The following is a 23,795-nucleotide window of genomic DNA, read 5'->3' as shown; positions in this document are numbered from 1 at the left end:
AACGGCATGGTGGGTGCGGGTCTGGTTGAGGGGTTATCGAATAAGACACACTATTGGGGTTCTGGGAGAACAGGCGACTGTTTTTTCCTGGTGACGGGCCACCTGTCGGATGTCCAGTGTTTTTCGCTGGTTGGTCGGGGTGGGGTTGTTTGTGGTTTGAGAACTGTATAGTGGACGCGAGCATCTTTTGAAGAAAAGTGTGCACGCAAATGGTGGGGGCTGCTTCGTGTAGTTTCCTGTTTTTGTGTGTGCGTTAATATTTTTCTTTGTTTTTGTGGTCAAGTTTTTAAGAGCATACGGTGGATGCCTTGGCATCAGGAGCCGAAGAAGGACGTAGGAACCTGCGATAATCCTCGGGGAGTTGGTAACCGAACGGTGATCCGAGGGTGTCCGAATGGGGAAACCCCGCCAGAGCGCGTGCGTGTCTGGTGACCATCGCCTGAATGTATAGGGCGTGTGGGGGGAACGTGGGGAAGTGAAACATCTCAGTACCCACAGGAAGAGAAAACAAGAGTGATTCCGGGAGTAGTGGCGAGCGAAACTGGATGAGTCTAAACCGTGTCCCGTGTAAGCCGGTAGGCGTTGCGGGTGCGGGGTTGTGGGACCGCGTGGCTAGTTCTACCGGGCTGGCGAAGTGATAGTGATGCGGATAGTCGAAGCGTTTGGAAAGGCGTACCGGAGCGGGTGATAGTCCCGTAGGCGAAATCTGTGTCCTGCTTTTGCGTGGTATCCCGAGTAGCACGGGACTCGTGTAATCCCGTGTGAATCTGCCAGGACCACCTGGTAAGACTGAATACTCCCTGATGACCGATAGCGGACAAGTACCGTGAGGGAAAGGTGAAAAGTACCCCGGGAGGGGAGTGAAATAGTACCTGAAACCGTGTGCTTACAATCCGTCAGAGCCTGGGCAGTCCTTGAGTGGGCTGGTGGGTGATGGCGTGCCTTTTGAAGAATGAGCCTGCGAGTTAGCGGTGCGTGGCGAGGTTAACCCGTGTGGGGTAGCCGTAGCGAAAGCGAGTCCGAAGAGGGCGCCCGAGTCGCGTGTCCTAGACCCGAAGCGGAGTGATCTAGCCATGGCCAGGGTGAAGCGACGGTAAGACGTCGTGGAGGCCCGAACCCACTTCAGTTGAAAATGGAGGGGATGAGCTGTGGTTAGGGGTGAAAGGCCAATCAAACTCCGTGATAGCTGGTTCTCCCCGAAATGCATTTAGGTGCAGCGTCATGTGTTTCTTTCCGGAGGTAGAGCTACTGGATGGCTAATGGGCCCAACAAGGTTACTGACGTCAGCCAAACTCCGAATGCCGGGAAGTGTAAGCATGGCAGTGAGACGGTGGGGGATAAGCTTCATCGTCGAGAGGGAAACAGCCCAGACCACCAACTAAGGCCCCTAAGCGTGTGCTAAGTGGAAAAGGATGTGGAGTTGCGAAGACAACCAGGAGGTTGGCTTAGAAGCAGCCATCCTTGAAAGAGTGCGTAATAGCTCACTGGTCAAGTGATTCCGCGCCGACAATGTAGCGGGGCTCAAGTACACCGCCGAAGTTGTGGCATTCACGCATGACCCTAGCGTTTTCCTGCGGGAGAGTGTTCAGGGGTGTGGATGGGTAGGGGAGCGTCGTGTGGGCAGTGAAGCTGCGGTGGAAACCAGTGGTGGAGCCTATACGAGTGAGAATGCAGGCATGAGTAGCGAAAGACGGGTGAGAAACCCGTCCGCCGAATGACCAAGGGTTCCAGGGCTAGGCTAATCCGCCCTGGGTAAGTCGGGACCTAAGGCGAGGCCGACAGGCGTAGTCGATGGGCAACGGGTTGATATTCCCGTACCGGCGAAGAACCGTCCATATCGAATCCGGTGATACTAACCATCTGAAGCATCCATCAACCCGTGCACTTGTGTACGGGAGTGGGTGTGGAGCGTGGGACCTGAACCGGTAGTAGGTAAACGTATTAACGGGTGTGACGCAGGAGGGTAGCTTCCGCGTGCCGATGGTTGTGCACGTCTAAGCGTGTAGGGAGACGTTCAGGTAAATCCGGGCGTCGGGTCTTTGGTGACCGGTCCTGAGACGTGATGGTGACCGCCTTTGTGGCGGGAAGTGAGTGATCCCATGCTGCCGAGAAAAGCATCGACGTGAGGTTCTAGCCGCTCGTACCCTAAACCGACACAGGTGGTCAGGTAGAGAATACTAAGGCGATCGAGAGAATCGTGGTTAAGGAACTCGGCAAAATGCCCCCGTAACTTCGGGATAAGGGGGGCCAAGCGCGTGATATCGGACTTGCTCCGTGAGCGCGTGTTGGCCGCAGAGACCAGGGAGAAGCGACTGTTTACTAAAAACACAGGTCCGTGCGAAGTCGTAAGACGAGGTATACGGACTGACGCCTGCCCGGTGCTGGAAGGTTAAGAGGACCTGTTAGCCGGCTTTTGGCCGGCGAAGCGGAGAATTTAAGCCCCAGTAAACGGCGGTGGTAACTATAACCATCCTAAGGTAGCGAAATTCCTTGTCGGGTAAGTTCCGACCTGCACGAATGGCGTAACGACTTCTCTACTGTCTCAACCACGAACTCGGCGAAATTGCAATACGAGTAAAGATGCTCGTTACGCGCAGCAGGACGGAAAGACCCCGTGACCTTTACTACAGCTTGGTATTGGTGTTCGGTGCGGCTTGTGTAGGATAGGTGGGAGACTATGAGGCCGGCACGCTAGTGTTGGTGGAGTCATCGTTGAAATACCACTCTGGTCGTTCTGGATACCTTAACTTCGGACCCTGATCGGGTCCAGGGACAGTGCCTGGTGGGTAGTTTAACTGGGGCGGTTGCCTCCTAAAGAGTAACGGAGGCGCCCAAAGGTTCCCTCAGCCTGGTTGGCAATCAGGTGTCGAGTGTAAGTGCACAAGGGAGCTTGACTGTGAGACGGACGTGTCGAGCAGGAGCGAAAGCTGGGACTAGTGACCCGGCCGTGGATTGTGGAATCGCGGTCGCTCAACGGATAAAAGGTACCACGGGGATAACAGGCTGATCTTGCCCAAGAGTCCATATCGACGGCATGGTTTGGCACCTCGATGTCGGCTCGTCGCATCCTGGGGCTGGAGTCGGTCCCAAGGGTTGGGCTGTTCGCCCATTAAAGCGGTACGCGAGCTGGGTTTAGAACGTCGTGAGACAGTTCGGTCCCTATCCGCTGCGCGCGGAGGAAATTTGAGAAGGTCTGTCCTTAGTACGAGAGGACCGGGACGGACGAACCTCTGGTGTGCCAGTTGTCCTGCCAAGGGCACGGCTGGTTGGCTACGTTCGGAAAGGATAACCGCTGAAAGCATCTAAGCGGGAAGCCTGCTTCAAGATGAGATTTCCAGACACCCTCGTGGTGTGAGAGGCTCCCTATAGACGATGGGGTTGATAGGCCAGGCGTGGAAGCACAGTAATGTGTGCAAGCTGACTGGTACTAATAAGCCGATAACTTACCCACAAAACACTATTTCTTCTGAAATACAAGAAATGACGCGTCCACTATACGGTTCCCGAAACACAACCAACTATCCACTACCACAACAAGTGAATACGTGAGAGTTGATCGTTTCGATACAGTTACGGCGGCCATAGCGGTAGGGAAACGCCCGGTCCCATTCCGAACCCGGAAGCTAAGCCTACCAGCGCCGATGGTACTGCATGGGGGACCATGTGGGAGAGTAGGACACCGCCGAACACCCATTAGTGAGGGCCCCCTGGACTACGTCCACGGGGCCCTCACTCACATCCACACACCAAACCGTCCACCACTCGGCGACTAGGCAAATACCGACACCGGTAAGGTGGGTGCAGCGCCCCGAACGGTGCGCGGAAGCTGAAATTTCATAGGGAGAGGGACAGTTTGTCTCCGAAGGACTCATACGACGACCGCTCAGGACACAGATCGGGGCCGCGCTCGGGGCCGCGTTCCGGGCCCCGGGACGGCGGACGGCCGTCCAAGTCCGGCAAACGGTTCGACGGGCGTCGCTTTGACGATAAGCCAGGATCGGGTGATGGTCGGCGCCGGGAGTCCGACCACTCCCGCCGTGACGACAAGCCCCGCCGCGATGACAGGCCCCGGCGTGACGACAGGCCCCGCCGCGACGACAGGCCCCGGCGAACTGACCGAGGCGGACGCCCCGGGGCACGCCGCGACGACAAGACCTTCGAACAAAAGAATTCCCGGCCTCCTCAATACGCCCGGGACGAATTCCGCGCGCCACCCATTCCCGACGACATCACCGGCCGCGAACTCGACAAAGCGGCACGCGCCGAACTGCGCGGCCTGTCGAAAGAGAACGCCGAGCGCGTCTCGCAGCACCTGGTTGCCGCCGGCCGCCTGCTCGACACCGAACCCGAACTTGCCTACCTGCACGCCAAGGCCGCAGTGCGCCGCGGCGGCCGGATACCCGCCGTCCGCGAAGCCCTCGGCATCGTCGCCTACACCCTGGAGAAGTACGACGAGGCCGTGCGCGAACTGCGCACCCACCGCCGGTTGAGCGGCTCGACCCACAACCTGGCACTGCTTGCCGATGCCGAACGCGGCCGCGGCAAACCCGACAAGGCCATCGAGATGCTCGGCGACCTGCCGGACGACCTGCCCGAACCCGGGCGTATCGAACTGGTACTGGTTGCCGCCGGCGCGTATGGCGATAAAGGCGATATCGCCAGCGCCCGCAAGCTGCTCGAACGCGAGAACTTGCTCGGCCGACCCAGCGGCCAGCTGGTCCGGCTGCAATCCGCCTACTCGGACGTGTTGCACATCGCCGGCGAACACGAGGAGGCCGAGAAATGGGAAAAGCTCGCCCGCCGCACCGCGTCGTCGGCCGACATCCTGTTCGGCGATGAGGAACCGGACCCCAACGAAGGTATCGAGATCCGCGACCTCGAAGCCGATAGTGACGAGGCCGATGCCGAAGGGGCCTCTCGCGACGAACGGCGCGACGAACGGCGCAGCGAACGGGGCCGAGAATGAGTCGCCTGGTCGACGGCTACGACTTGGTGCTTTGTGATCTCGACGGCGTACTCTACGCGGGGCCGGAGCCGATCCCCGGAGCGGCGGAAACGCTGTCCGCGCTGGCCGAGGCGCACATCCCGGTCCGGTATCTGACCAACAACGCCTCGCGGACGCCGTCCGCCGTGGCCGAACAGCTTGCCGGGTTCGGCATTGATGCGTCCGTCGACCAGATCGTCACCTCGGCCCAGGTGGCGGCCCGCAGCCTCGCGCAGGCGCACCCGGCCGGCAGCGCCGTCCTCGTGATCGGCGGACAGGGTCTCATCGACGCAGTCGCCGAGGTCGGGCTCGCGCCGGTATTCAGCGCAGACGACGGCCCCGTCGCAGTCGTGCAGGGCTTCGACAAAAAGCTGGGCTGGGAGCAGTTGGCCGAAGCCGCGTACGCCGTGCGTTCCGGTCTGCCCTGGACGGCCACCAACGTCGATGCCACGCTGCCCACCGAGCGCGGCATCGCCCCGGGCAACGGCACGCTGATCGACGTCGTGGCCACCGCAACGCGGCAGCGACCCACTGTCACGGGCAAACCCGAACCGCTGATGTTCCACGAAGCGGCTCGCGAGGCCGGTGCACGGCACCCCCTCATGGTGGGCGACCGGCTGAACACGGACATTGCCGGCGCGGTTCGCGCCGGCGTCGACTCGCTCCTGGTACTCACCGGCGTCGACCACCCCGACGGCCCGGACGCGTTCGATGACGGTGAACGTCCCACCTACATCGCCGAATCCGTGTCAGGCTTATTGCAGCCGGCGTTATCGCCGAGCGACTACTTTTCCGACGGCCAGAAAGGGGACGGGCAGTGACCGAACCGACCGGCGACGACACCATCGACCGAATAGTGGCAGACGCCCGCGAGGTTGCCGACCGCCCGCTTGCCGAACAGCCGGACGCATATCAGAACGTGTATGAAGAACTTGCCGCCAGGCTGTCCGATCAGCCGGGGGCCGGCCGGCCCGGGCAGTGACCGAGCGGCTCGACGTCGAACTGAACCGGCGCGGCCTGGCCCGGTCCCGCACGCACGCCGCGAAACTGATAGCGGACGGCGCCGTCACGGCCGCCGGCCGCGTGGCACGCAAACCGTCGACTCCCGTGGACGCCGACACCACCATTACCGTCGAGAGCTCCGACAACTACGTTTCTCGCGCCGCGCACAAACTGGCCGGAGCGCTTGACGACTTCGGCATCGACCACCTGGCCGGCCGCGTACTGGACGCCGGCGCGTCCACCGGCGGGTTCACCCAGGTCGCGTTGGAACGCGGTGCGGATGCGGTGATTGCCGTTGACGTCGGCCACGGACAACTTGCGCCGAGCCTCGAGGCCGACGGCCGGGTGACCTCGCTGGAGGGCAAGAACGTGCGCACCCTGGCTCCACGCGACATCGGCGGACCCGTCGACACGGTCGTCGGCGACTTGTCGTTCATCTCATTGACCCTCGCCCTTCCGGCGCTCATTGCCTGCAGTACGCCCGGCGCGTCCTTGTTTCTCATGGTCAAGCCCCAATTCGAACTCACCCGCGCCGATTTGGACGGGCACGGCGTCGTCCGAGATCCGTCCGCGCGCGCCCGGGCCGTGCGCTCGGTGGCCGCCGCCGCCAATGCCCGCGGCCTCGTCGTCCGCGCCGCCGCCCGGTCGAAGCTGCCCGGCCCGAGCGGCAATAACGAGTATTTTCTCTGGCTGACGTTTTCCTCCGAGCCGGCGGCAAGTATGTTCGACCTAGACGAGTTTCTCGAGAGTGTGGAGGGGGTCCGATGAGTCGACGCGTACTCGTTTTGGCGCACACCGGCCGGATGGACGCGGTGCACGCCGCCGGATCCGTGCGACGCGGACTCATCCAGGAAGGCCTCATCCCCGTCATGTTGGCCGACGAGCTCGCCGAACTGGACGCCGCCCAAGGCGCCGTTCCCACCGAAGTGCTCGGCGACTCGCCCGAAGACCTCGACGGCATCGAAGTCGGAATGGTCCTCGGAGGCGACGGCACCATTTTGCGCGCCGCCGAAATCGTCCGCGAAAGCTCGGTGCCGCTGCTGGGCGTGAACCTCGGCCACGTCGGCTTCCTGGCCGAAAGCGAACGCGAAGACCTCGACCTGGCCGTTCGCCGCGTTGCCGCGGGCCATTACACAGTTGAAGAACGCATGACTCTTGACGTGCAGGTCTACGTGGACGGATCGCGGACCGCCAGCACCTGGGCCGTCAACGAAGCCACCGTGGAAAAAGCCGGCAGTCAGCGCATGCTCGAAATCGTGCTCGAGGTCGACGGCCAGCCGTTGTCGACGTTCGGCTGCGACGGCGTCGTCCTGTCCACACCGACCGGTTCCACCGCCTACGGATTCTCGGCGGGCGGCCCTGTCGTGTGGCCGGCCGTGGAAGCCTTGCTGATGGTGCCGCTCAGCGCACACGCGCTGTTCTCCCGGCCACTGGTCGTGGCGCCCACCTCGGTGCTGGCCGTCGAACTGCTGCAGCGGACCGACGGTTCCGGCGTGTTGTGGTGCGACGGACGCCGTACCGTCCCGTTGCCGCCCGGCGCGCGCGTGGAAGTGCGCCGATCCGACGTGCCGGTCCGCCTGGCCCGGCTCAGCGAGGGAACCTTCACCGAACGTCTCGTGGCCAAATTCCAGCTGCCCGTCACGGGATGGCGCGGCCCGGAGAGCACGACATGATCGAAGAACTGACGCTGCACGATCTCGGGGTGATCAGCTCGGCCCGGATCGACCTCGGCGCCGGGCTGACGGTAGTCACGGGCGAGACCGGCGCCGGAAAGACAATGGTCGTCACGGCGCTGGGATTGCTCCTGGGCGCCCGGGCCGATGCCGGCGCCGTGCGCGCCGGAGCCGACCAAGCCGTCGTCGACGGCCGGATCCGCCTGACCGAAGGCACCGAGATCTTCGACGCCGTCGCCGGACGGATCGATGAAGCCGGCGGCAGTCTCGATGACGACACCCTCGTCATGTCCCGCTCCGTCCAGAGCACCGGCCGCTCGAAAGGGCACGCCGGCGGACGCTCGGTGCCAGCCGGCGTGCTTGCCGATCTGGGCGACAAACTCGTCACGGTGCACGGTCAATCGGATCAACTCCGACTCAAGTCCGCCGCCTCCCAGCGTGAGCTGCTCGACAGGTTTGCCGGCGACGAGTTCGCCGCAACGCTCGGGGACTACCGGGAGAAATACGACAGGCTCTCCGAAGTGCATGCCGAACTTCGGACGTTGCGAGACGAATCGGCATCCCGAGCCCGCGAAGCCGATATGCTCCGGTTCGGCATCGAGGAGATCGATACCGTCAACCCGGAGCCGGGCGAGGACAACGAACTCAAGGCACGGTCGATCCGGCTGTCGCATACCGAGGAGCTCCGCCAGGCCGCGCAGCTCGCCCACGACGGGCTGACCGGCAGCGAACTGGCCGAGGCCGAATCCGCCGCCTCGCTGGCCGGCGCCGCCGCCCGTGCGCTCGACTCGGCAGGAGCTCACGACGACCAACTCGCCGCGCTGGCGGAACGGTGCCGCGATCTGGAATTTCAAGCTTCCGACATCGCCGGCGAACTGTCCGGCTACATTGCCGACTTCACCCCCGAAGGGCCCGAAGAACTGGAACAGATGGAAGCGCGCCGGGCCGAACTGAGCAGGCTGACCCGCAAATACGGCGAGGACATCGACACGGTGCTTGACTGGCGCCGCTCCGCCGGGGAACGGCTCGAAGGCCTCGACGGCGACGACTATCGCATTGACGCGCTCGCCGCCGAACAAGACCGGCTCGAATCGGACTGCGCCGAGCTGGCCGGCATCCTGCACGAGTCGCGGACCAAGGCCGCGGCCCGGCTTGCCGCTGCCGTGGACGACGAACTTGCCGCGCTAGCCATGCCGGACGCGACATTGCACGTCGACGTTGCCGAACTCGCCGACCTGACGGCGTCCGGCAAGGACGCCGTGTCGATCCTGCTGGCCCCGCACGCCGGCACGACCCCGCGCGAACTGGCCAAAGGCGCGTCCGGCGGCGAGCTGTCCCGGGTCATGCTGGCCATCGAAGTCGTCATCGCCGGCAGCGACCCGGTCCCGACCCTGGTGTTCGACGAAGTGGACGCCGGCGTCGGCGGCAAGGCGGCGGTCGAGATCGGACGGCGTCTGGCCCGGCTGGCGCGCACGGCGCAGGTATTCGTCGTCACCCACCTGCCGCAGGTCGCGGCGTGGGCCGACACGCATATTGCCGTGCGGAAGAATTCGGACGCCGCGGCAGGCGTCACCACCAGCGACGTCACGCACCTCGACGAGTCGGGCCGACAGGTCGAGCTGGCGCGCATGCTCGCCGGACAGGAAGGCTCCCGGGCAGCCCGAGACCATGCGGCCGAGCTGCTGCGGACGGCCGCGGCAGGGCGCGCTCAGTCGGGTCAACGCGAATAATCCGCTTCTATGGGAAAATATCCGCACAATGCTATTTCGCAGAACCCGAATACGTGCGCTCACGCCCGGGGATGCCGTCGCGGCCATCGGGCGGGTCGATAAACGCACAAAAGATCTCACGAAGCGGCTTGAACCGGGCGACATCGCCATCATCGACCATCGTGACATCGACAGGGTCTCCGCGGAATCGCTCGTGGAATGTAAGCCGTCAGCGGTTGTCAACGCCTCGAAGTCCATTTCCGGGCGCTACCCGAACCTCGGCCCCGAAATCCTGGTGGCCGCCGGAATCCCGCTGATCGACGACGTCGGCCCGGAGATCATGACTGCAGTGACCGAAGGCCAACGAGTGAACATCGACGGTCCCGATATCTACGCGGACGGAAAGCTGGCCGGCACCGGCACGGTGGAAACGTCGGAGCTCGTCGCCGCGGACATGATCGAAGCCGAGGCCGGCATGTCCGAGGTGCTCGAATCGTTCGTCACGAACACCATTGAATACATCCGCCGCGAACGCGACTTGTTGCTTGACAGAGTCGGAGTGCCGGATGTCCGCACGCCGATCGAGGGCCGGCAGGTGCTGATCGTCGTCCGCGGCTACCACTACAAAGAAGACCTGGCCATGCTGCGGCCGTACATCCGCGAATACCGGCCCGTCCTGGTCGGCGTGGACGGCGGCGCCGACGCCATCATGGACACCGGACTGAAACCGGACATGATCGTCGGCGATATGGACTCGGTGTCCGATACCGCCCTGACCTCCGGGGCCGAACTCGTCGTCCACGCCTACCGCGACGGGCGCGCGCCCGGCCTGGAGCGTCTCGACAAGCTCGGCGTCGACTGCGTCGTGTTCCCGGCCACCGGCACCAGCGAGGACGTCGCAATGCTGCTGGCCGATGACAAAGGCGCCAGTCTCATCGTGGCCGTCGGCACGCACGACACCCTCATCGAGTTTCTGGACAAGGGCCGTAAAGGCATGGCGTCGACGTTTTTGACGCGGCTGAGGATCGGGTCGAAACTCATCGACGCCAAGGGCGTGTCACGGCTTTACCGGCAACGCATTTCGAACCTGCAAATGACGCTGTTGGCGTTGGCCGGCATCGCCGCGCTCGCCGTGGCCATCGCATCCACGGCAGGCGGGCAAACGTTCGTCGGAATCATCTTGGCCTACCTCGACGGCGTGTTCTCCTGGATCCACAATCTGTTCTGGAGTCCGAGTGCCGGCTGACGTGTTGCCCAACCCCTCTCACTCATCCCCGCTCGACCGTAAGGACCATCGTGGTTGATTTCCGGTTCCACCTCGTTTCGCTGATATCGGTGTTTCTGGCGCTGGCCGTCGGCATTGTGCTGGGCGCCGGCCCGTTGAAGGAGTCCATCGGCAACTCGCTGAACGAACAAGTCGAAGCTCTGCGCGCCAACCGCGACAATTTGCGCGCCAACGCGGACGAAGCACGGGCCGAAGCGGACAATCAGGCGAAATTCCTCGACCAGGTCGGCCCCGCGCTGGTTGCCGATCATCTGGGCGGACGTCGTGTGGTGGTCGTGGCCATGCCCGGCGCGGACAACACACAGGTGGCCGATACCTCGGCCATGGTGCAAAAGGCCGGGGCCACCGTCACCGGCGAAGTGGACGTGCAGGCAGCCTTCGGCAGCGGCGCCGACCGCAGGCAGGTGGCCGGATCGCTGCGGAAGGTCGACCCGAAGCTGCCGTCCCGCGGCGTCAACGCCACGCTGGCCGCAGCGCTGGCCAAGTCGCTCGTCGTCCCCGATCTTGCCGAGGCCGGCAAGAAGTCGGACAAGGCCGACCTGCTGACGACGCTCATCGACTCGAAACTCGTCGGGTCCGATCAGAAGAACCTTGAACTCGGCACTTTGGTCGTGGTCGTGACCGGGACTCCGTCCGGGCTGACCGACCGCACGTCGACGGCGTCCCCGAAACCCGAAAAAGACTCCGAGCGACACAAACTTGTCGCCCCGTACCTCTCGCTCGTGAAGGCGTTGAAGACCCGGTCGGCCGGTGAGGTCGTGGCAGGAACCGGCAGCAGTGCGTCGTCCGGCCTCATAGGCGAGCTGCGCAGCTCGACAAGCACGCGTGCGTCGACGGTGGACAGTCTGGGACTGGCCTCGGGCCCGATCGTCACGGTGATGGCGTTGCGCGAACAACTCGGCGGCGGCCACGGCAGTTACGGATTCGGCAAGGGAGCCAGGGACGTGGCGCCGAAGTCACAGATCGAACAGCCCGCCAAACCGAAGGGCCATGACTCGTGAGGACGGGCGCGGCGCAGCTCGTCGCCGGCATCGCGGCCGCCGCATCCCGCGCCGCGTTGAGCGGCCTGGCCCGCACCCCCGTCGCACGCCGGTTCGAGCGGACCAATCATCGCGGCGAGCCGGTCACGATGCTCGAGGGTCCGGCGTTCGCGGTCGGGGCGCTGGCCGGAACAGCTGCCGGTGCAGCACTGACCCGGGGCATGACGGCCACGGGCGGCCGGACCCATGCCGCCGCGATGATCGCCACCGCCGGGGCCGCGACATTCGGCGTCATTGACGACCTGGCCGAGAGTCGGACGTCCGGACCGGACGTGTCCAAGGGCTTGCGCGGTCACCTCGGCGCGCTGCGCCGCGGCAGCCTGACCACCGGCGGGGCAAAGGTCTTGGGCATTTCGGCGGCCGGCATCGCCGCAGCAGCGTTGGCCGTGCCTCGGCGGCCGGGACAATCGGCCGTCGTGCACTGGGCCGACGTCCTGTCGGCCGGCGGTGTCGTGGCCGGCGCGGCGAACCTCGTCAACTTGCTGGATCTGCGCCCCGGACGCGCGCTCAAAGCCGTCGCCGTCGCCTCGGCCGTCGGAGCAGCGCCGGGCTGCGGCACGGCGTCCGGAGCCGCCGGCCACCGGGATCTGCTGGCCGCATGCGTCGGGGCCGGCGCGGCGGTGCTGCCCGGTGACCTCGGTGAGCGATCCATGCTCGGGGACGCCGGAGCCAACGCGGCCGGCGCGCTGCTCGGCGTCCATGTGATCGCCACGGCTCCGCGCTCCGTCCGCCTGGCAGTGCTGGCCGCCATCGCCGGGGCGACGGTTGCCAGCGAAAAGGTGAGCTTCACGGCGGTGATCGCGCGGACGCCGGTGTTGCGCGAACTCGACGGGCTCGGGCGGCGTACCTCGTGAGCGCCGTCCAGGGCAGAAAAGCCGCCGGGTTCGCCTCGGCAGCGCTGCTGATTGCACTGGTGACCATTGCAGCGCGCGTTTTCGGGTTCGGCAGATGGCTGGTGTTCTCGCCGACGGTCGGATCCGGCGGGGTCGGCACCGCCTATCAAAGCGCGAACCAATTGCCGAACGTGCTCTTCGAAGTGGCCGCCGGCGGCGCGCTGGCCGGGGCAATAGTGCCGTTGCTCGCCGGGCCCATTGCACGCGGCGCCGCACACGAGGCCTCGAAGATCGCCTCGGCGCTGTTGACGTGGACAATTACGCTACTGCTGCCGTTGTCGGCCCTCCTGGCGCTTTTGGCGGGCCCCTTGACCAACGCGCTCGTGCCGGGCAACCAGGTGCCCGGCACCGTCGCATTGTCGACCCGGCTGCTGATCGTGTTCGCCCCGCAGGTGGTCCTGTACGGCATCGGCGTTGTCCTGACCGGCGTGCTGCAAGCGCACCGCCGGTTTCTGTGGCCGGCGTTCGTGCCGCTGCTTTCATCGGCGGTCGTGATGGCCGCGTACATCATCTACAACCAGGTGTCCGGGGGAACCAGCCCGCCGCCGTCCCATATCACGCCGGCCGCCGAAGCCTGGCTCGGCTGGGGGACGACTGCCGGAGTCGTCGCGATTTCACTACCGTTGTTCCTGCCGGCGCGCGCCACCGGCATCCGGTTCCGCCCGACGTGGAAGTTTCCTGCCGGCGTCGCTCGTCGTGCCGCGCATCTGGCCGGCGCCGGCATCGTGACCTTGCTGGCCCAGCAGATCGCCGTGCTGACGACGTTGAAACTCGCCAATGCGGCAGGCGGCACCGGCGCGTACGTCGTGTTCGCGTACAACCAGGCCGTCTACCTGCTTCCGTACGCCGTCCTGCTGGTGCCGCTGGCGACAAGCGCGTTTCCGCGGCTCAGCGAGCTTGCCGCGCGCCGCGACTCGGCCGGATTTTCTCACGCGGCCGCCCGGACGACGCGGGTCGTCACCTTGGCAGCCGGACTCGGCACCGCCGTCCTTGCCGCGGCCGCGCCCGGAATCGGCAGCCTGTTCGCCAACATCGATGCGACCCGCGGCGACACCGGCGCCGCCGCGCCGCCGTTCGAGGCCATGCCCGTCGCCTTGGTGATCATGGCGATCGGGCTGTGGGGCTGGGGGATGGTGGCGCACTTGTCCCGCGCGCTGTACTCCCTTGAGCGCGGCCGTGCATCGGCCGCGGCCACGGCGTCCGGCTGGGGCGTCGTCATCGTCGTGACGATAGCGGTGGTGCCGATCCTTGCCGCCGCAAACCCGTCGAACGCCGGGGACGTGACGTTGATCGGCCTGGCCATCGGCAACAGCGCCGGCATGCTTGTCGCCGGAGTGTTGCTCATGCTGGCCATCCGGCGCGCCGTCGGGCCGGCCGGGCTGGAAGGCAACGGGCGCGCCATTGCGGCGGCCGCGTGCGCGGCAGTCGTCGGCGGCGCCGTCGGATACGTCGTCGATGGGTGGCTGCTAGGCGAATTCGCGGGTATGTCCCCGGCAGTAGCCGCGGTAGCATCGGGGTGTCTGGGCGCCGTGTGCGCGGTCGTCTTAGGTCTGGCGGCCGTGGTCCTGCTCGACCGGGGATCGGTACGGGCGCTTCGCAGCATCCGGTAACATCCGGTACTGTACCGTCCAGACGGTTTTTAATTGGAGGTCGGCAATGAGGCTCATCACGAACTATTCGCATCCGGTGTCGCTGGCTGGCACGCCGGAATCGGATGCCGCGAGGCGCGATCCGCTGCGCGTAGCCGCCGTTCAGCATCACTGGGTGCCGGACGCGGAAGAGATGCGCGAACTGCTCGCCGGCGGCATTGCGCAAGCGGCCGCCGAAGGTGCCGCCATAGTGTTTTTGCCGGAACTGACGCTGTCGCGCTATCCGGCCGATCGACGGCCGACCGGCACGCCGTCCGACCTTGCCGAAGACCTCGAGACCGGACCGACCCGCGCGTTTGCGGCCGAACAGGCCCGCAAACACGGCATCTACGTGCACGCGTCGCTTTACCAGCGCGATGAAGCGGGGGAGGAGCACACCGACGGCCGCGGATTCAACACGGCAATAGTCGTCGGCCCGGATGGCCGGCTGGCCGGCAAGACGCACAAGCTGCACATCCCGATCACCGAGGGCTACTTCGAGGACAAGTACTTCCGCGAGGGCCCGGCGGCGGACGCGTATCCCGTGTACTCGCCCGACGGGCTGCACGATCTGCAGCTCGGCCTGCCGACTTGCTGGGACGAATGGTTCCCCGAACTGGCCCGCGTGTACTCGCTCGAAGGCGCCGAACTTCTCGCCTACCCGACTGCCATCGGCTCCGAGCCCGACCACCCGGACTTCGACACCCAGCCGCTCTGGCAGCAGGTGATCGTCGGCAACGGCATCGCCAACGGCCTGTTCATGGTGGTGCCGAACCGGTGGGGATCCGAGGGGCTCATCGAGTTCTACGGAATGTCCTTCATCTCCGATCCGTACGGGCGGCTCCTGGTGCAGGCGCCGCGCAGCGAGGACGCCGTGCTCGTCGCCGATCTCGACCTGGACCAGTGCGCCGACTGGCTCACGTTGTTCCCGTTCCTGACCACCAGGCGCCCGGATGCGTATGCGCCGCTCACGACGCTGACCAGCAAGCGGGCGGGACTGGGATCGGTCGAGGCATGACGTGGACGATGCCGAGCGAGACGGCCCCGCACGAGTGCACGTGGATGGCGTGGCCGTCGTCCGGCTACACCCTCGGCGACACCGCCGCGGACGCCGAACGCGCCCGCGACACGTGGGCGGCGGTCGCCAACGCGGTCGCCGGGTTCGAGCCCGTGCGGATGGTGGTGTCCCCGGGCGACGAGCAGATCGCGCGGGCGCGGCTGGACGGCGCCATCGAACTGATCACCCGGCCCCTGGACGATGCGTGGATGCGCGATATGGGTCCGACTTTCGTGCTCGGCGACGATGGGCGGCTCGGTGCCGTGTCGTGGATCTTCAACGGCTGGGGCGCGCAAAGTTGGGCCACCTGGGACAACGACGAGCTGATCGGCGATGCCGTGGCGGAGCTGGCGGGCGCCGAGCTGGTCTCTTCGCCGTTGGTCAACGAGGGCGGAGGCATCCACGTCGACGGCGAGGGCACGGCGCTGGTCACCGAGACGGTACAGCTCGACCCGGGGCGCAATCCCGGCTGGACCAAGCATGACGTCGAGGCCGAACTGGCGCGCACGATCGGCGCGACCCACGTCGTCTGGCTTCCGCGCGGCCTGACCCGCGACGGGCAGGAGTTCGGCACGCGCGGGCACGTGGACATCGTGGCCGCTGTTCCCGGCCCCGGCACGGTGCTGCTACACGATCAACGCGACCCGGCGCATCCCGATCATGAGGTCAGCGCGCAGATCCGGCGTTCGCTGGAGACGTCGACCGACGCGGCAGGGCGCGCGTGGACCATCGTCGACTTGCCGGCCCCGGCCGTGTTGACCGACGCAGACGGCCCCGTCGACTACAGCTACGTGAACCACCTGGTCGTGGGCGGCGGCGTGATCGCCTGCAGCTTCGACGACCCGAACGACGACCGCGCGGCGGAGATTCTGGCTGACGTCTATCCCGGCCGAACCGTCGTGCCGGTCGACGCGCGTGAACTCTTTGCCCGCGGCGGCGGTATCCACTGCATCACTCAGCAGCAGCCGGCCGCGGCGTCCCGGCGATGAGCGAGGACGACGCGGATGAGGCGAGCGGCGCGGAGGCAACGAGCGGCGCGGAGGACGGCGTGATGCGGATCCTCCTGGTGCTCGGTTCGTCGGCCGGCGGCGTCGGCACTCACGTGAAATCGATCGCCGGCGAATTCGCACGCGCCGGCCACAGCGTTGTCATCGCCGGGCCGGAAGCGGCAAACGAGCAGTTCGGCTTCGCGGAGGTGGCGGACTACCGGCGGTTGGAAGTCCCGGCGCAGTTGTCGCCGGCCGACAGGAGGAGCGTATCGGAACTGCGCGCCATCATTCGCGACGTGCGGCCCGACGTCGTCCACGCTCACGGATTCCGCGCCGCGCTAGTGGCCGTGCTGGCTCGCGGTACGCGGCGGCCGGCCGGGCCCGGGGTCGTCGCGACCTGGCATAACGCGGTGCTCGGCGGCGGACTGCGCGCCAAGGTGCTCGGCCTCGTCGAAAGGTTCATTGCCCGGAGGGCCGATCTGACGCTGGGGGCCAGCCGCGATCTGGTCGAACGTGCGCTGGCGCTCGGGGCGCCGGAAGCACGGCTGATGCCGGTCGCCGCGCCGCGCCGCGTCCTCGACGCCTCCGGGGGCGTGGGCGGAACTTCCGGTGGGGGTGGAGCCGTCGACGGCGCGGGCGATAGTGCGGATGTGCGTGGGCGACTGCGCGGCGAACTCGGCGTCGGCGACGACACCACGCTGGTGTTGACTGTCGGCAGGGTGGCGCCGCAAAAGAACTTTGGTCTTTTGATCGATGCGGCTGAAATGCTCCGCGGCACGCCGGCCCGGTTCGTCGTGGCCGGGGGAGCGGATGCCGCCGAGCTGGAAACCCTCGAACGCCGTATCGACAAGGCACGCCTGCCCATCGAGTTCCTCGGCCCCCGCACCGACGTCGGCGACCTCTACCGGGCTTCCGACATTTTCCTGCTGACCAGCCATTGGGAGGCGCGCGCCCTCGTGGTCCAGGAGGCCATGGCGGCCGGACTGCCGGTGGTGGCCACGGCCGTCGGCGGAGTACCCGAACTCATCGACGACGCGGGGATCCTCGTGCAGCCCGGTGACGGCGCGCCGTCCGGCCTCTCGGACGCGATTCGGCAGCTGCGGGCCGATCCGGCTCGGGCCCGCGAGCTCGGCGACCGCGCTCGTGAGCGGGCTGCCGGCTTCCCGGGCGAAGCCGAGGTGGCCGCTATGCTGTTGGCCGTATACGCCGAAGCCCTTATCCGGTGAGCGCTTAACTCGCTGAGCCGACCGCAAACCGCCCCGCGGCGTATAGCCCGCCCCGTTATGACCACGCGTTCTATACGCGCCGGGGCGTTTTCGGGGTGAGTCCGCGCATTGACCACGTCGCCGGATCGAGGTTCGACAGCAAATCGATCGAGAGCGCCGTGCTCGGAATCCGCGCCGCGTCCGGGGACGTCGTGATCGAGATGGTGCGTGCCGTCGGGTCCGTCAACGGCCGAATGGCGACCTGGCTCGGCAGTGACGTGCTGGCCAGGGCCAGGTTCGGCACCAGTGCGATGCCCAGCCCGGCGGCCACCATATTGATGGTGGCCAGCAGATTGTCGGTCTCGTGGATGATTGTCGGCATGAAGCCGGCGCCGCGGCATGCCGTCACGAGATGGCCGCGGCACAGAAAACAACCGGCAATCCAGTTCTCGCCGCTCAAATCCGCGAGCCGGACCGTCTTCCGCGCAGTCTTGGGATGCGCTTCGGCCATCACCAGCAGCATGTCGTCTTCCCATAACGGCGTTCGGCGCACGCCCGCCGTTTTCTCCGGCTGAAGTTCGATTCCGTCGCCCGGATAGCTGAACGTCACGGCCATGTCCACGGTCCCGGCCCGCACGGCGTCAATGGCTTCCGGCGGTTCGGCTTCGAGATAGTTGACCGTGAGGCCGCGATGACGGACTGCGAGCATGCCGAGCAGCTGCGGGATGAACGTCGACGACGCGGTCGGAAAGGCGGCAATGCGCATCGTGCCGCTCCGCAATCCCTTGATGGCATCAATTTCTTCGGAGGCGACCTTCAGGGTTTCGGCCACGGACACGGCATGACGGGCCAGAATCGCGCCGGCCTCCGTCAATCGGATCCCTCGGCCGGCCCGGGCGGTCACGGCGACGCCGGCACGACTTTCCAGCCGGCGAAGGTGCTGGCTGACGGCGGGCTGGGTCATGCCGAGCTGCCGGGCCGCCAGCGTGATGGACCCGCAGTGCGCCACGGCGCTGACGACGCGCAAGGACTGCAGGTCGACGGCGTTCAGATCCGGTTCGATGCGCGCAGATGCAGACATGAACGAAGTATAAGCAATTGTGATGTGTCGGCGTATTTCATTGGTCTTGTCCTAGGAGTCGGAATCTGAAAACGTAAAGTGATGTTCCCCACAGTCGCTCGATCCGAACCTGCCCGCGCGCCGCTGAGCCTCGATGAGGCGCGCCAGTCGTTTGCCACCACCGGAGGTTACCTGGCTGCTTGCTCGATCGGCCTTCCGACAATCGCCACGGTGCAGGCGATGGCCGACGATGCGGCCGCCTGGCAGCGCGGTGACGCAACGCCGACTGATTATTCCGAGATCGTCGAATCGACGCGCGCCGGCTACGCCGAATTGATGTCGGTGCCGGCGCGGAACGTGGCGATCGGCTCGCAAACGTCCGTCATGGCGAGCGTCATTGCGGACTCCGTTCCGGACGGCGCCGAGGTGCTGTGCCCGCTCGGCGACTTCAGTTCGATCGTGTACCCGTTCCTGGCGCACGCGGATCGCGGTGTTACGCTGCGACATGTCCCCGTAGCCGATATTGCGGCAGCCATCAACCGACACACGTATCTCGTTGCATTCTCAGCCGTGCAATCGGGTACCGGAGAGGTCGCGCGAGTTGATCAGATCATTGAATCGGCGCGCCGTCACGGTGCGCGGACGTTTTGCGACACGACGCAGGCGGCCGGCTGGCTGCCCATCGATGCCGGGCGGTTCGATGCGACGGCCTGCAACGCCTATAAATGGCTCTGCGCACCGCGTGGTGTTGCCTTCTTGACGCTCACCGACGAATTTGCCGACACGCTCCGTCCGATCCAAGCAGGTTGGTACGCGGGGGAGAACGTGTGGGAATCCCTCTACGGCCCCGAGATGACGCTTGCCGATTGTGCCCGAAAATTCGACGTCTCACCGGCCTGGCCGGCGTGGGTCGGCGCAGCGCCGGCGATCGAATTCTTCTCCCGCCTCGACCTCGACCAGGTCAAGGCGCACAATGTGTCGCTCGGCGACGAATTATGCCGGCGGCTGGGGATGGAACCGCAAGGACAAGCGATAGTGACCTGGCCGGAAACCACGCCCGGCACGGTCGACCGCGCCCGTGAAGCCGGCATCGTCATGACCTGCAACGCCGGCCGGCTGCGAGCGGCGTTCCACCTGTGGAACGATTCCGAGGACGTCGACCGGCTCGTGACCACATTGCGTCCGCACGGGGACCGGCGGGCGTGATCGCGTGCTGAAATTCATCGCGCGGCGGCTGATCAGCTACGCCGTCATGTTGTTCATCGCCATCAGCGGCGTGTACTTCCTGGCGTCGTCATTCCTCGACCCCCGATCGAACTATATGGCGATGCGCCCGAGGCCGCCGGAAGCATCGATCAACGCCTCGCTGAACTACGCGGGCATCAACGACCACGTGCCGCTCATCGAACGGTATTGGACCTGGCTGCAAAACGTCGTCCTGCATTGGAACTGGGGGTACAGTCCGCTGGGGGAGTCGGTCAACGGCGAGGTCTGGCACCGGGCGCTGGTCAGCGTGCAACTCGTTCTCACGGCAACGCTTTTGTCAATAGTGATAGGCGTCGCGCTCGGCGTGTTCACGGCCACCCGCAAGTACAGCATCTTCGACCGAACCATGAACCTCGTCAGCTCGTTCTTCCTGGTCATCCCCACTTTCGTGCTGGCGCTGCTCGTCGTCCTGATCTACCTGTGGCTGTCGAAAACGACGGGCGCGCGCTGGTTCGCCGTCACGGGAATCGGGGACGGCGGCCCGCTCAGCTACATCCAACACCTCACGCTGCCCACGCTCGTGCTGACGCTCGTCGGATATTACGGTTTCCACTTGACGCAGCGCACCTACCTGCTCGATAACGTCGGCGCCGACTACGTGCGCACGGCCCGGTCCAAGGGCATCCCGCAAACCGTCGCCATTCGCCGTCATGCGCTGCGCACCTCCATGATCCCGACTGCCTACGGCATTGCGTTCACCATTGCCGGAATGGTCACCGGCACGGTGTTCGTGGAGCAGATCTTCGCCATCCACGGCGCGGGCCTCTACTTCATCGAGACGTTGTCGAAGAACGACATCAACGGAGCGGTCGCCGTGGCGTTCCTCGGCGGCGTCGCGACCTGCGCCGGGCTGCTGCTGGCCGATATCTTTGTCGCTTTCCTCGATCCGCGGATCCGGGTGTCGTAAGGGGACATGTCATGACTGTGAACACGGCTGCGTCTATTCCGCAAGGCGATGAACGGCTCGCGATCAAACGCGTGTCGAAAGGACGGCTGCTGCTGCGCCGATTCTGCCGGAACAAGCTGGCAGTCGCCGGCGTCGTCATCATGGCCGTACTCATCCTGTACGCCGTGGTCGGCCCGTACATCTCGAAATACGGATACGAGGACGTCGACTTTCTGAGTCTGCAGAAGGCGCCGGATTCGAACCACTGGTTCGGTACCGACCAGGTCGGTGCCGACCTGTTCGTCAGAGCCGCGCACGGCGTCGGCCGGTCGTTGATGATCGGTTTCATCGCATCGGTGGGGATCACCGTGATCGCGGCGTTCGCCGGCAGCGCCGTCGCGTATTTTGAAGGCTGGGCGGAAAAGATCGGCACCTGGGTGCTCGACATGCTGCTGGTCGTGCCCACCTTCTTCCTGCTGGCCATCATGGTGCAGGCGGCGTCCGGCACGAACGGGTGGATCTGGCTGACCGTTGCCCTGATGATTTTTGGCTGGATCATGATGGCCCGCGTCATCCGCTCGATAGCGACGTCGCTACGCGAACGCGAATATGTGGCGGCCGCCCGGTTCATGGGCGTGCGGCCGCTGACGATCATCCGCAGGCACATCATCCCGAACCTCGGATCGATCCTCATCATCCACACCGTGCTGGGCGTCGTGACGGCCATCGAAGCCGAGACCGGCCTGTCGTTCATCGGCTTCGGCATCCAGCCGCCGGACACCTCGCTGGGCACGTTGATCAGCGACGGGTCCGGACTGTTGCAGACCGCGCCGTGGATGTTCCTGATCCCCAGCGTTCTGCTGCTGGCGCTGTGTTTTGCGATGACGTGGATCGGCGACGGGTTGCGCGATGCCCTCGACCCGTCGTCGGCGTCCAGCGGAAAAGCGGGCACGAAGGCCGGCAAACGACGGGACGACAAGGCGGGGAGACGACAGTGACAACGACAATCACCGACCGGCCCGGCGACGGTACGGCGGCAAGTCCGCCGGCAATCTCGGTGCGTGATCTCAGCGTCGACTACGCCAGCGAGCACGGGGAGGTGCACGCAGTGCGCGGCCTCTCGTTCGACGTCGAAGCGGGCCGGACGCTCGCCATTGCCGGCGAATCCGGATCGGGCAAATCGGCAACGTCGCTTGCGGCAATGGGCTTGCTGCCGGACAGCGCGAGCGTGGCCGGATCGGTGCGGATCGGCGGCCGCGAGATCGTCGGCATGACCGATGAGCAAATGACGCCGATCCGCGGGTCCGAAATGAGCATGATCTTCCAAGACCCACTGTCGGCTCTGACTCCGGTGTTCACGATCGGCCAGCAAATCGCCGAAGCGCTCGATGCCCACCAGACCTTGAGCCGCGCTGCCGTGCGCAGCCGGTCGATCGAACTGCTCGAACTCGTCGGCATCTCCGAGCCGGAGCGCAGGCTGACGGCATACCCGCACCAGTTCTCCGGCGGCATGCGCCAACGCGTCATGATCGCCATCGCGATCGCCAACGATCCTCAAGTCATCATCGCCGACGAGCCGACGACGGCGCTCGACGTGACAATCCAAGCGCAAGTCCTCGACGTGCTGGCGACCGCGCAGCGCGAAACCGGAGCCGCCGTCGTCCTGATCACCCACGATCTCGGCGTGGTCGCGGGCGTGGCGGACGACGTGCTGATCATGTACGCGGGTCGGCCCGTCGAGTACGGAACGGCCGATCAGATCTTCACCCGTCCGCAAATGCCGTACACCATGGGGCTGCTCGGTGCCGTGCCGCGGCCCGACCGGCGCTCGCCCGGGCCGCTCGTGCCGATCGACGGCTCCCCGCCGTCCCCGCTCGAATTGCCGCCGGGATGCCCGTTCGCCCCGCGGTGCCCCATGGCCACCCAGGCTTGCGAGGCCGCGGAACCGCCGCTTGTCCTGCAGGACGGCGGCCACATGTCGGCGTGCATTCGCTCGGCCGAAATCGTGCACGGCGGTCTGACGCACGCCGACGTCTACCCGCTGCCGACCATCGAGACCTCGGAGCTGGCCGCCCGGCCGCGCGCCGAGCGCGACAGCGTGCTGAGCGTCGACGGACTGCACCGGCACTTCAACTTGACGAACGGGCTGTTGCGGAAGAAGACCGGAACGGTGCGCGCGGTCGACGGCATCTCGTTCGACATCCGCACCGGCGAGACGCTGGCGCTGGTCGGCGAGTCCGGATGCGGCAAATCGACGACGTTGCTCGAGATCATGCGGTTGAAGAAGCCCGGCTCGGGCCGCGTCGTCGTGATGGGGCGGGACGTCGCAGCCATGGACGGAGCTGCCCGGCGAGCCACCCGCAAAGAATTGCAGATCGTGTTCCAAGACCCGATCTCGTCGTTGGATCCGCGCATGGTCGTCTACGACGTATTGGCCGAGCCGCTGCGCGCGCACGGCGTCGGCAAGGCCCGCATCAACGACAGGATCGGAGAGTTGATGCAACTGGTCGGGCTGAACCCGGACCATGTGGACAGGTTCCCCGAGCAGTTCTCCGGCGGGCAGCGCCAACGCATTGCGATTGCCCGCGCTCTCGCCGTCCAGCCGGCGCTGATAGTTCTCGACGAGCCGGTGTCGGCGCTGGACGTCTCGATCCAGGCCGGAATCGTCAACCTGTTGGAATCGTTGCAAGCAGAGCTCAAGCTGTCGTACTTGTTCGTCGCGCACGACCTGTCCGTCGTCCGGCATATCGCCGACCGGGTCGCAGTGATGTATTTGGGGCGCATCGTCGAGATCGGCGGGGTCGACGAGATCTTCGGACGTCCGCGCCACCCGTACACGCAGGCGCTGTTGTCGGCCGCGCCCATCCCCGATCCGGCAGTGGAACGGGCGCGCGAACGCACGGTGCTCACCGGTGACCTGCCCAGCCCGACCGAGTCGATCCCCGGCTGCCGATTCCGCACCCGCTGCCCGACCTACCGGCTGCTTCCGGACGCCGACCGGCACCGATGCGAGACGGACGAGCCCGAACTCGTGCGTGAGGAGGGGGTGGCGGATCAAGAGCGTGCATGTCACTTCCCTTCGTAGGAACAGTTCTCAAAGCACCATCCCGGAGCTCCG

General features: G+C 65.8%; 18 protein-coding genes and 2 rRNA genes. 19 read left to right on the top strand and 1 reads right to left on the bottom strand.

All coding sequences use genetic code 11. From position 1 onward, the window contains the following. The first annotated feature begins 276 nt into the window (after nt 1-276). The 15 genes from BJY26_RS17005 (at nt 277) to BJY26_RS16935 (ending at nt 17,486) form a co-directional block, all read left to right on the top strand. Nucleotides 277-3,451 (top strand): 23S ribosomal RNA (locus BJY26_RS17005). Between the two features lie 120 nt (nt 3,452-3,571). Then, nucleotides 3,572-3,688: ribosomal RNA gene (gene rrf / locus BJY26_RS17000) — 5S ribosomal RNA — on the top strand. A 165-nt stretch (nt 3,689-3,853) separates the two neighbouring features. Beyond that, on the top strand, nt 3,854-4,966 hold the full coding sequence (locus BJY26_RS16995) for a hypothetical protein (protein ID WP_179429371.1): 1,113 nt from the start codon (nt 3,854-3,856) through the stop codon (nt 4,964-4,966). Continuing rightward, nucleotides 4,963-5,805, top strand: coding sequence for an HAD-IIA family hydrolase (locus tag BJY26_RS16990; protein ID WP_179429370.1), 843 nt, complete (start codon nt 4,963-4,965; stop codon nt 5,803-5,805). The genes BJY26_RS16995 and BJY26_RS16990 overlap by 4 nt, the downstream gene beginning before the upstream one ends. Next, complete coding sequence (locus BJY26_RS16985; protein ID WP_179429369.1) at nt 5,802-5,966, top strand: hypothetical protein; 165 nt, start codon at nt 5,802-5,804, stop codon at nt 5,964-5,966. Before BJY26_RS16990 ends, BJY26_RS16985 begins: the two co-directional genes overlap by 4 nt. Beyond that, nucleotides 5,963-6,754 carry a TlyA family RNA methyltransferase gene (locus BJY26_RS16980; RefSeq protein WP_179429368.1) on the top strand — a complete coding sequence of 264 codons (792 nt, stop codon included), beginning with the start codon at nt 5,963-5,965 and terminating at the stop codon, nt 6,752-6,754. Before BJY26_RS16985 ends, BJY26_RS16980 begins: the two co-directional genes overlap by 4 nt. Next, nucleotides 6,751-7,659 (top strand): NAD kinase, encoded by a 909-nt coding sequence (locus tag BJY26_RS16975; protein WP_179429367.1) that lies wholly within the window; start codon nt 6,751-6,753, stop codon nt 7,657-7,659. Before BJY26_RS16980 ends, BJY26_RS16975 begins: the two co-directional genes overlap by 4 nt. Continuing rightward, a complete protein-coding gene (gene recN / locus BJY26_RS16970) occupies nt 7,656-9,389 on the top strand; it encodes a DNA repair protein RecN (RefSeq protein ID WP_179429366.1) in 1,734 nt (577 codons plus the stop codon). The genes BJY26_RS16975 and recN overlap by 4 nt, the downstream gene beginning before the upstream one ends. Before the next feature lie 28 nt (nt 9,390-9,417). Next, nucleotides 9,418-10,614 carry a putative cytokinetic ring protein SteA gene (gene steA, locus BJY26_RS16965; RefSeq protein ID WP_179429365.1) on the top strand — a complete coding sequence of 399 codons (1,197 nt, stop codon included), beginning with the start codon at nt 9,418-9,420 and terminating at the stop codon, nt 10,612-10,614. Nucleotides 10,615-10,664: 50 nt separating this feature from the next. Then, nucleotides 10,665-11,654, top strand: coding sequence for a copper transporter (locus BJY26_RS16960; RefSeq protein WP_179429364.1), 990 nt, complete (start codon nt 10,665-10,667; stop codon nt 11,652-11,654). Continuing rightward, the gene (locus BJY26_RS16955) at nt 11,651-12,547 is read left to right on the top strand and encodes a hypothetical protein (protein ID WP_179429363.1); all 897 of its coding nucleotides are present in this window, start codon (nt 11,651-11,653) and stop codon (nt 12,545-12,547) included. The genes BJY26_RS16960 and BJY26_RS16955 overlap by 4 nt, the downstream gene beginning before the upstream one ends. Further along, the gene (gene murJ / locus BJY26_RS16950; RefSeq protein ID WP_179429362.1) at nt 12,544-14,196 is read left to right on the top strand and encodes a murein biosynthesis integral membrane protein MurJ; all 1,653 of its coding nucleotides are present in this window, start codon (nt 12,544-12,546) and stop codon (nt 14,194-14,196) included. Before BJY26_RS16955 ends, murJ begins: the two co-directional genes overlap by 4 nt. Nucleotides 14,197-14,242: 46 nt before the next feature. Continuing rightward, complete coding sequence (locus tag BJY26_RS16945; protein ID WP_179429361.1) at nt 14,243-15,232, top strand: nitrilase-related carbon-nitrogen hydrolase; 990 nt, start codon at nt 14,243-14,245, stop codon at nt 15,230-15,232. Then, entirely contained in the window at nt 15,229-16,260 is a 1,032-nt protein-coding gene (locus BJY26_RS16940; RefSeq protein WP_179429360.1) for an agmatine deiminase family protein, read from the top strand. The genes BJY26_RS16945 and BJY26_RS16940 overlap by 4 nt, the downstream gene beginning before the upstream one ends. Continuing rightward, nucleotides 16,257-17,486: a glycosyltransferase family 4 protein gene (locus tag BJY26_RS16935; RefSeq protein WP_218852479.1), complete on the top strand. Its 1,230-nt coding sequence runs from the start codon at nt 16,257-16,259 to the stop codon at nt 17,484-17,486. The genes BJY26_RS16940 and BJY26_RS16935 overlap by 4 nt, the downstream gene beginning before the upstream one ends. A gap of 70 nt (nt 17,487-17,556) precedes the next feature. On the opposite strand, the gene BJY26_RS16930 is transcribed toward BJY26_RS16935, so the two are convergent. After that, nucleotides 17,557-18,546 (bottom strand): LysR family transcriptional regulator, encoded by a 990-nt coding sequence (locus BJY26_RS16930; protein ID WP_179429359.1) that lies wholly within the window; start codon nt 18,544-18,546, stop codon nt 17,557-17,559. A gap of 81 nt (nt 18,547-18,627) precedes the next feature. Here BJY26_RS16930 and BJY26_RS16925 point away from each other — a divergent pair, with 81 nt between their 5' ends. The 4 genes from BJY26_RS16925 to BJY26_RS16910 are packed head-to-tail and all read left to right on the top strand — an operon-like array spanning nt 18,628 to nt 23,762. Next, a complete protein-coding gene (locus BJY26_RS16925; RefSeq protein WP_179429358.1) occupies nt 18,628-19,731 on the top strand; it encodes an aminotransferase class V-fold PLP-dependent enzyme in 1,104 nt (367 codons plus the stop codon). A gap of 4 nt (nt 19,732-19,735) precedes the next feature. Beyond that, complete coding sequence (locus BJY26_RS16920; protein ID WP_179429357.1) at nt 19,736-20,698, top strand: ABC transporter permease; 963 nt, start codon at nt 19,736-19,738, stop codon at nt 20,696-20,698. An 11-nt stretch (nt 20,699-20,709) separates the two neighbouring features. Further along, nucleotides 20,710-21,675, top strand: a complete 966-nt coding sequence (locus BJY26_RS16915; RefSeq protein WP_179429356.1) for an ABC transporter permease — start codon at nt 20,710-20,712, stop codon at nt 21,673-21,675. Beyond that, on the top strand, nt 21,672-23,762 hold the full coding sequence (locus tag BJY26_RS16910; protein WP_237249144.1) for an ABC transporter ATP-binding protein: 2,091 nt from the start codon (nt 21,672-21,674) through the stop codon (nt 23,760-23,762). Before BJY26_RS16915 ends, BJY26_RS16910 begins: the two co-directional genes overlap by 4 nt. Nucleotides 23,763-23,795: the final 33 nt, after the last annotated feature.

Source organism: Spelaeicoccus albus (assembly GCF_013409065.1).
GTDB classification, from domain to species: Bacteria; Actinomycetota; Actinomycetes; order Actinomycetales; family Brevibacteriaceae; genus Spelaeicoccus; species Spelaeicoccus albus.
Note: the sequence above shows the minus strand (reverse complement) of the source record. Positions and strands in the feature narration are given on the sequence as shown.

What these genes read in the sequence shown, in the direction of transcription:
- BJY26_RS16990 (WP_179429370.1), top strand. Translation starts at nt 4,963, where the DNA reads ATGAGTCGCCTGGTCGACGGCTACGACTTGGTGCTTTGTGATCTCGAC.
- BJY26_RS16975 (WP_179429367.1), top strand. Translation starts at nt 6,751, where the DNA reads ATGAGTCGACGCGTACTCGTTTTGGCGCACACCGGCCGGATGGACGCG.
- recN (WP_179429366.1), top strand. Translation starts at nt 7,656, where the DNA reads ATGATCGAAGAACTGACGCTGCACGATCTCGGGGTGATCAGCTCGGCC.
- steA (WP_179429365.1), top strand. Translation starts at nt 9,418, where the DNA reads ATGCTATTTCGCAGAACCCGAATACGTGCGCTCACGCCCGGGGATGCC.
- BJY26_RS16945 (WP_179429361.1), top strand. Translation starts at nt 14,243, where the DNA reads ATGAGGCTCATCACGAACTATTCGCATCCGGTGTCGCTGGCTGGCACG.
- BJY26_RS16940 (WP_179429360.1), top strand. Translation starts at nt 15,229, where the DNA reads ATGACGTGGACGATGCCGAGCGAGACGGCCCCGCACGAGTGCACGTGG.
- BJY26_RS16935 (WP_218852479.1), top strand. Translation starts at nt 16,257, where the DNA reads ATGAGCGAGGACGACGCGGATGAGGCGAGCGGCGCGGAGGCAACGAGC.
- BJY26_RS16930 (WP_179429359.1), bottom strand. Translation starts at nt 18,546, where the DNA reads ATGTCTGCATCTGCGCGCATCGAACCGGATCTGAACGCCGTCGACCTG.
- BJY26_RS16925 (WP_179429358.1), top strand. Translation starts at nt 18,628, where the DNA reads ATGTTCCCCACAGTCGCTCGATCCGAACCTGCCCGCGCGCCGCTGAGC.
- BJY26_RS16915 (WP_179429356.1), top strand. Translation starts at nt 20,710, where the DNA reads ATGACTGTGAACACGGCTGCGTCTATTCCGCAAGGCGATGAACGGCTC.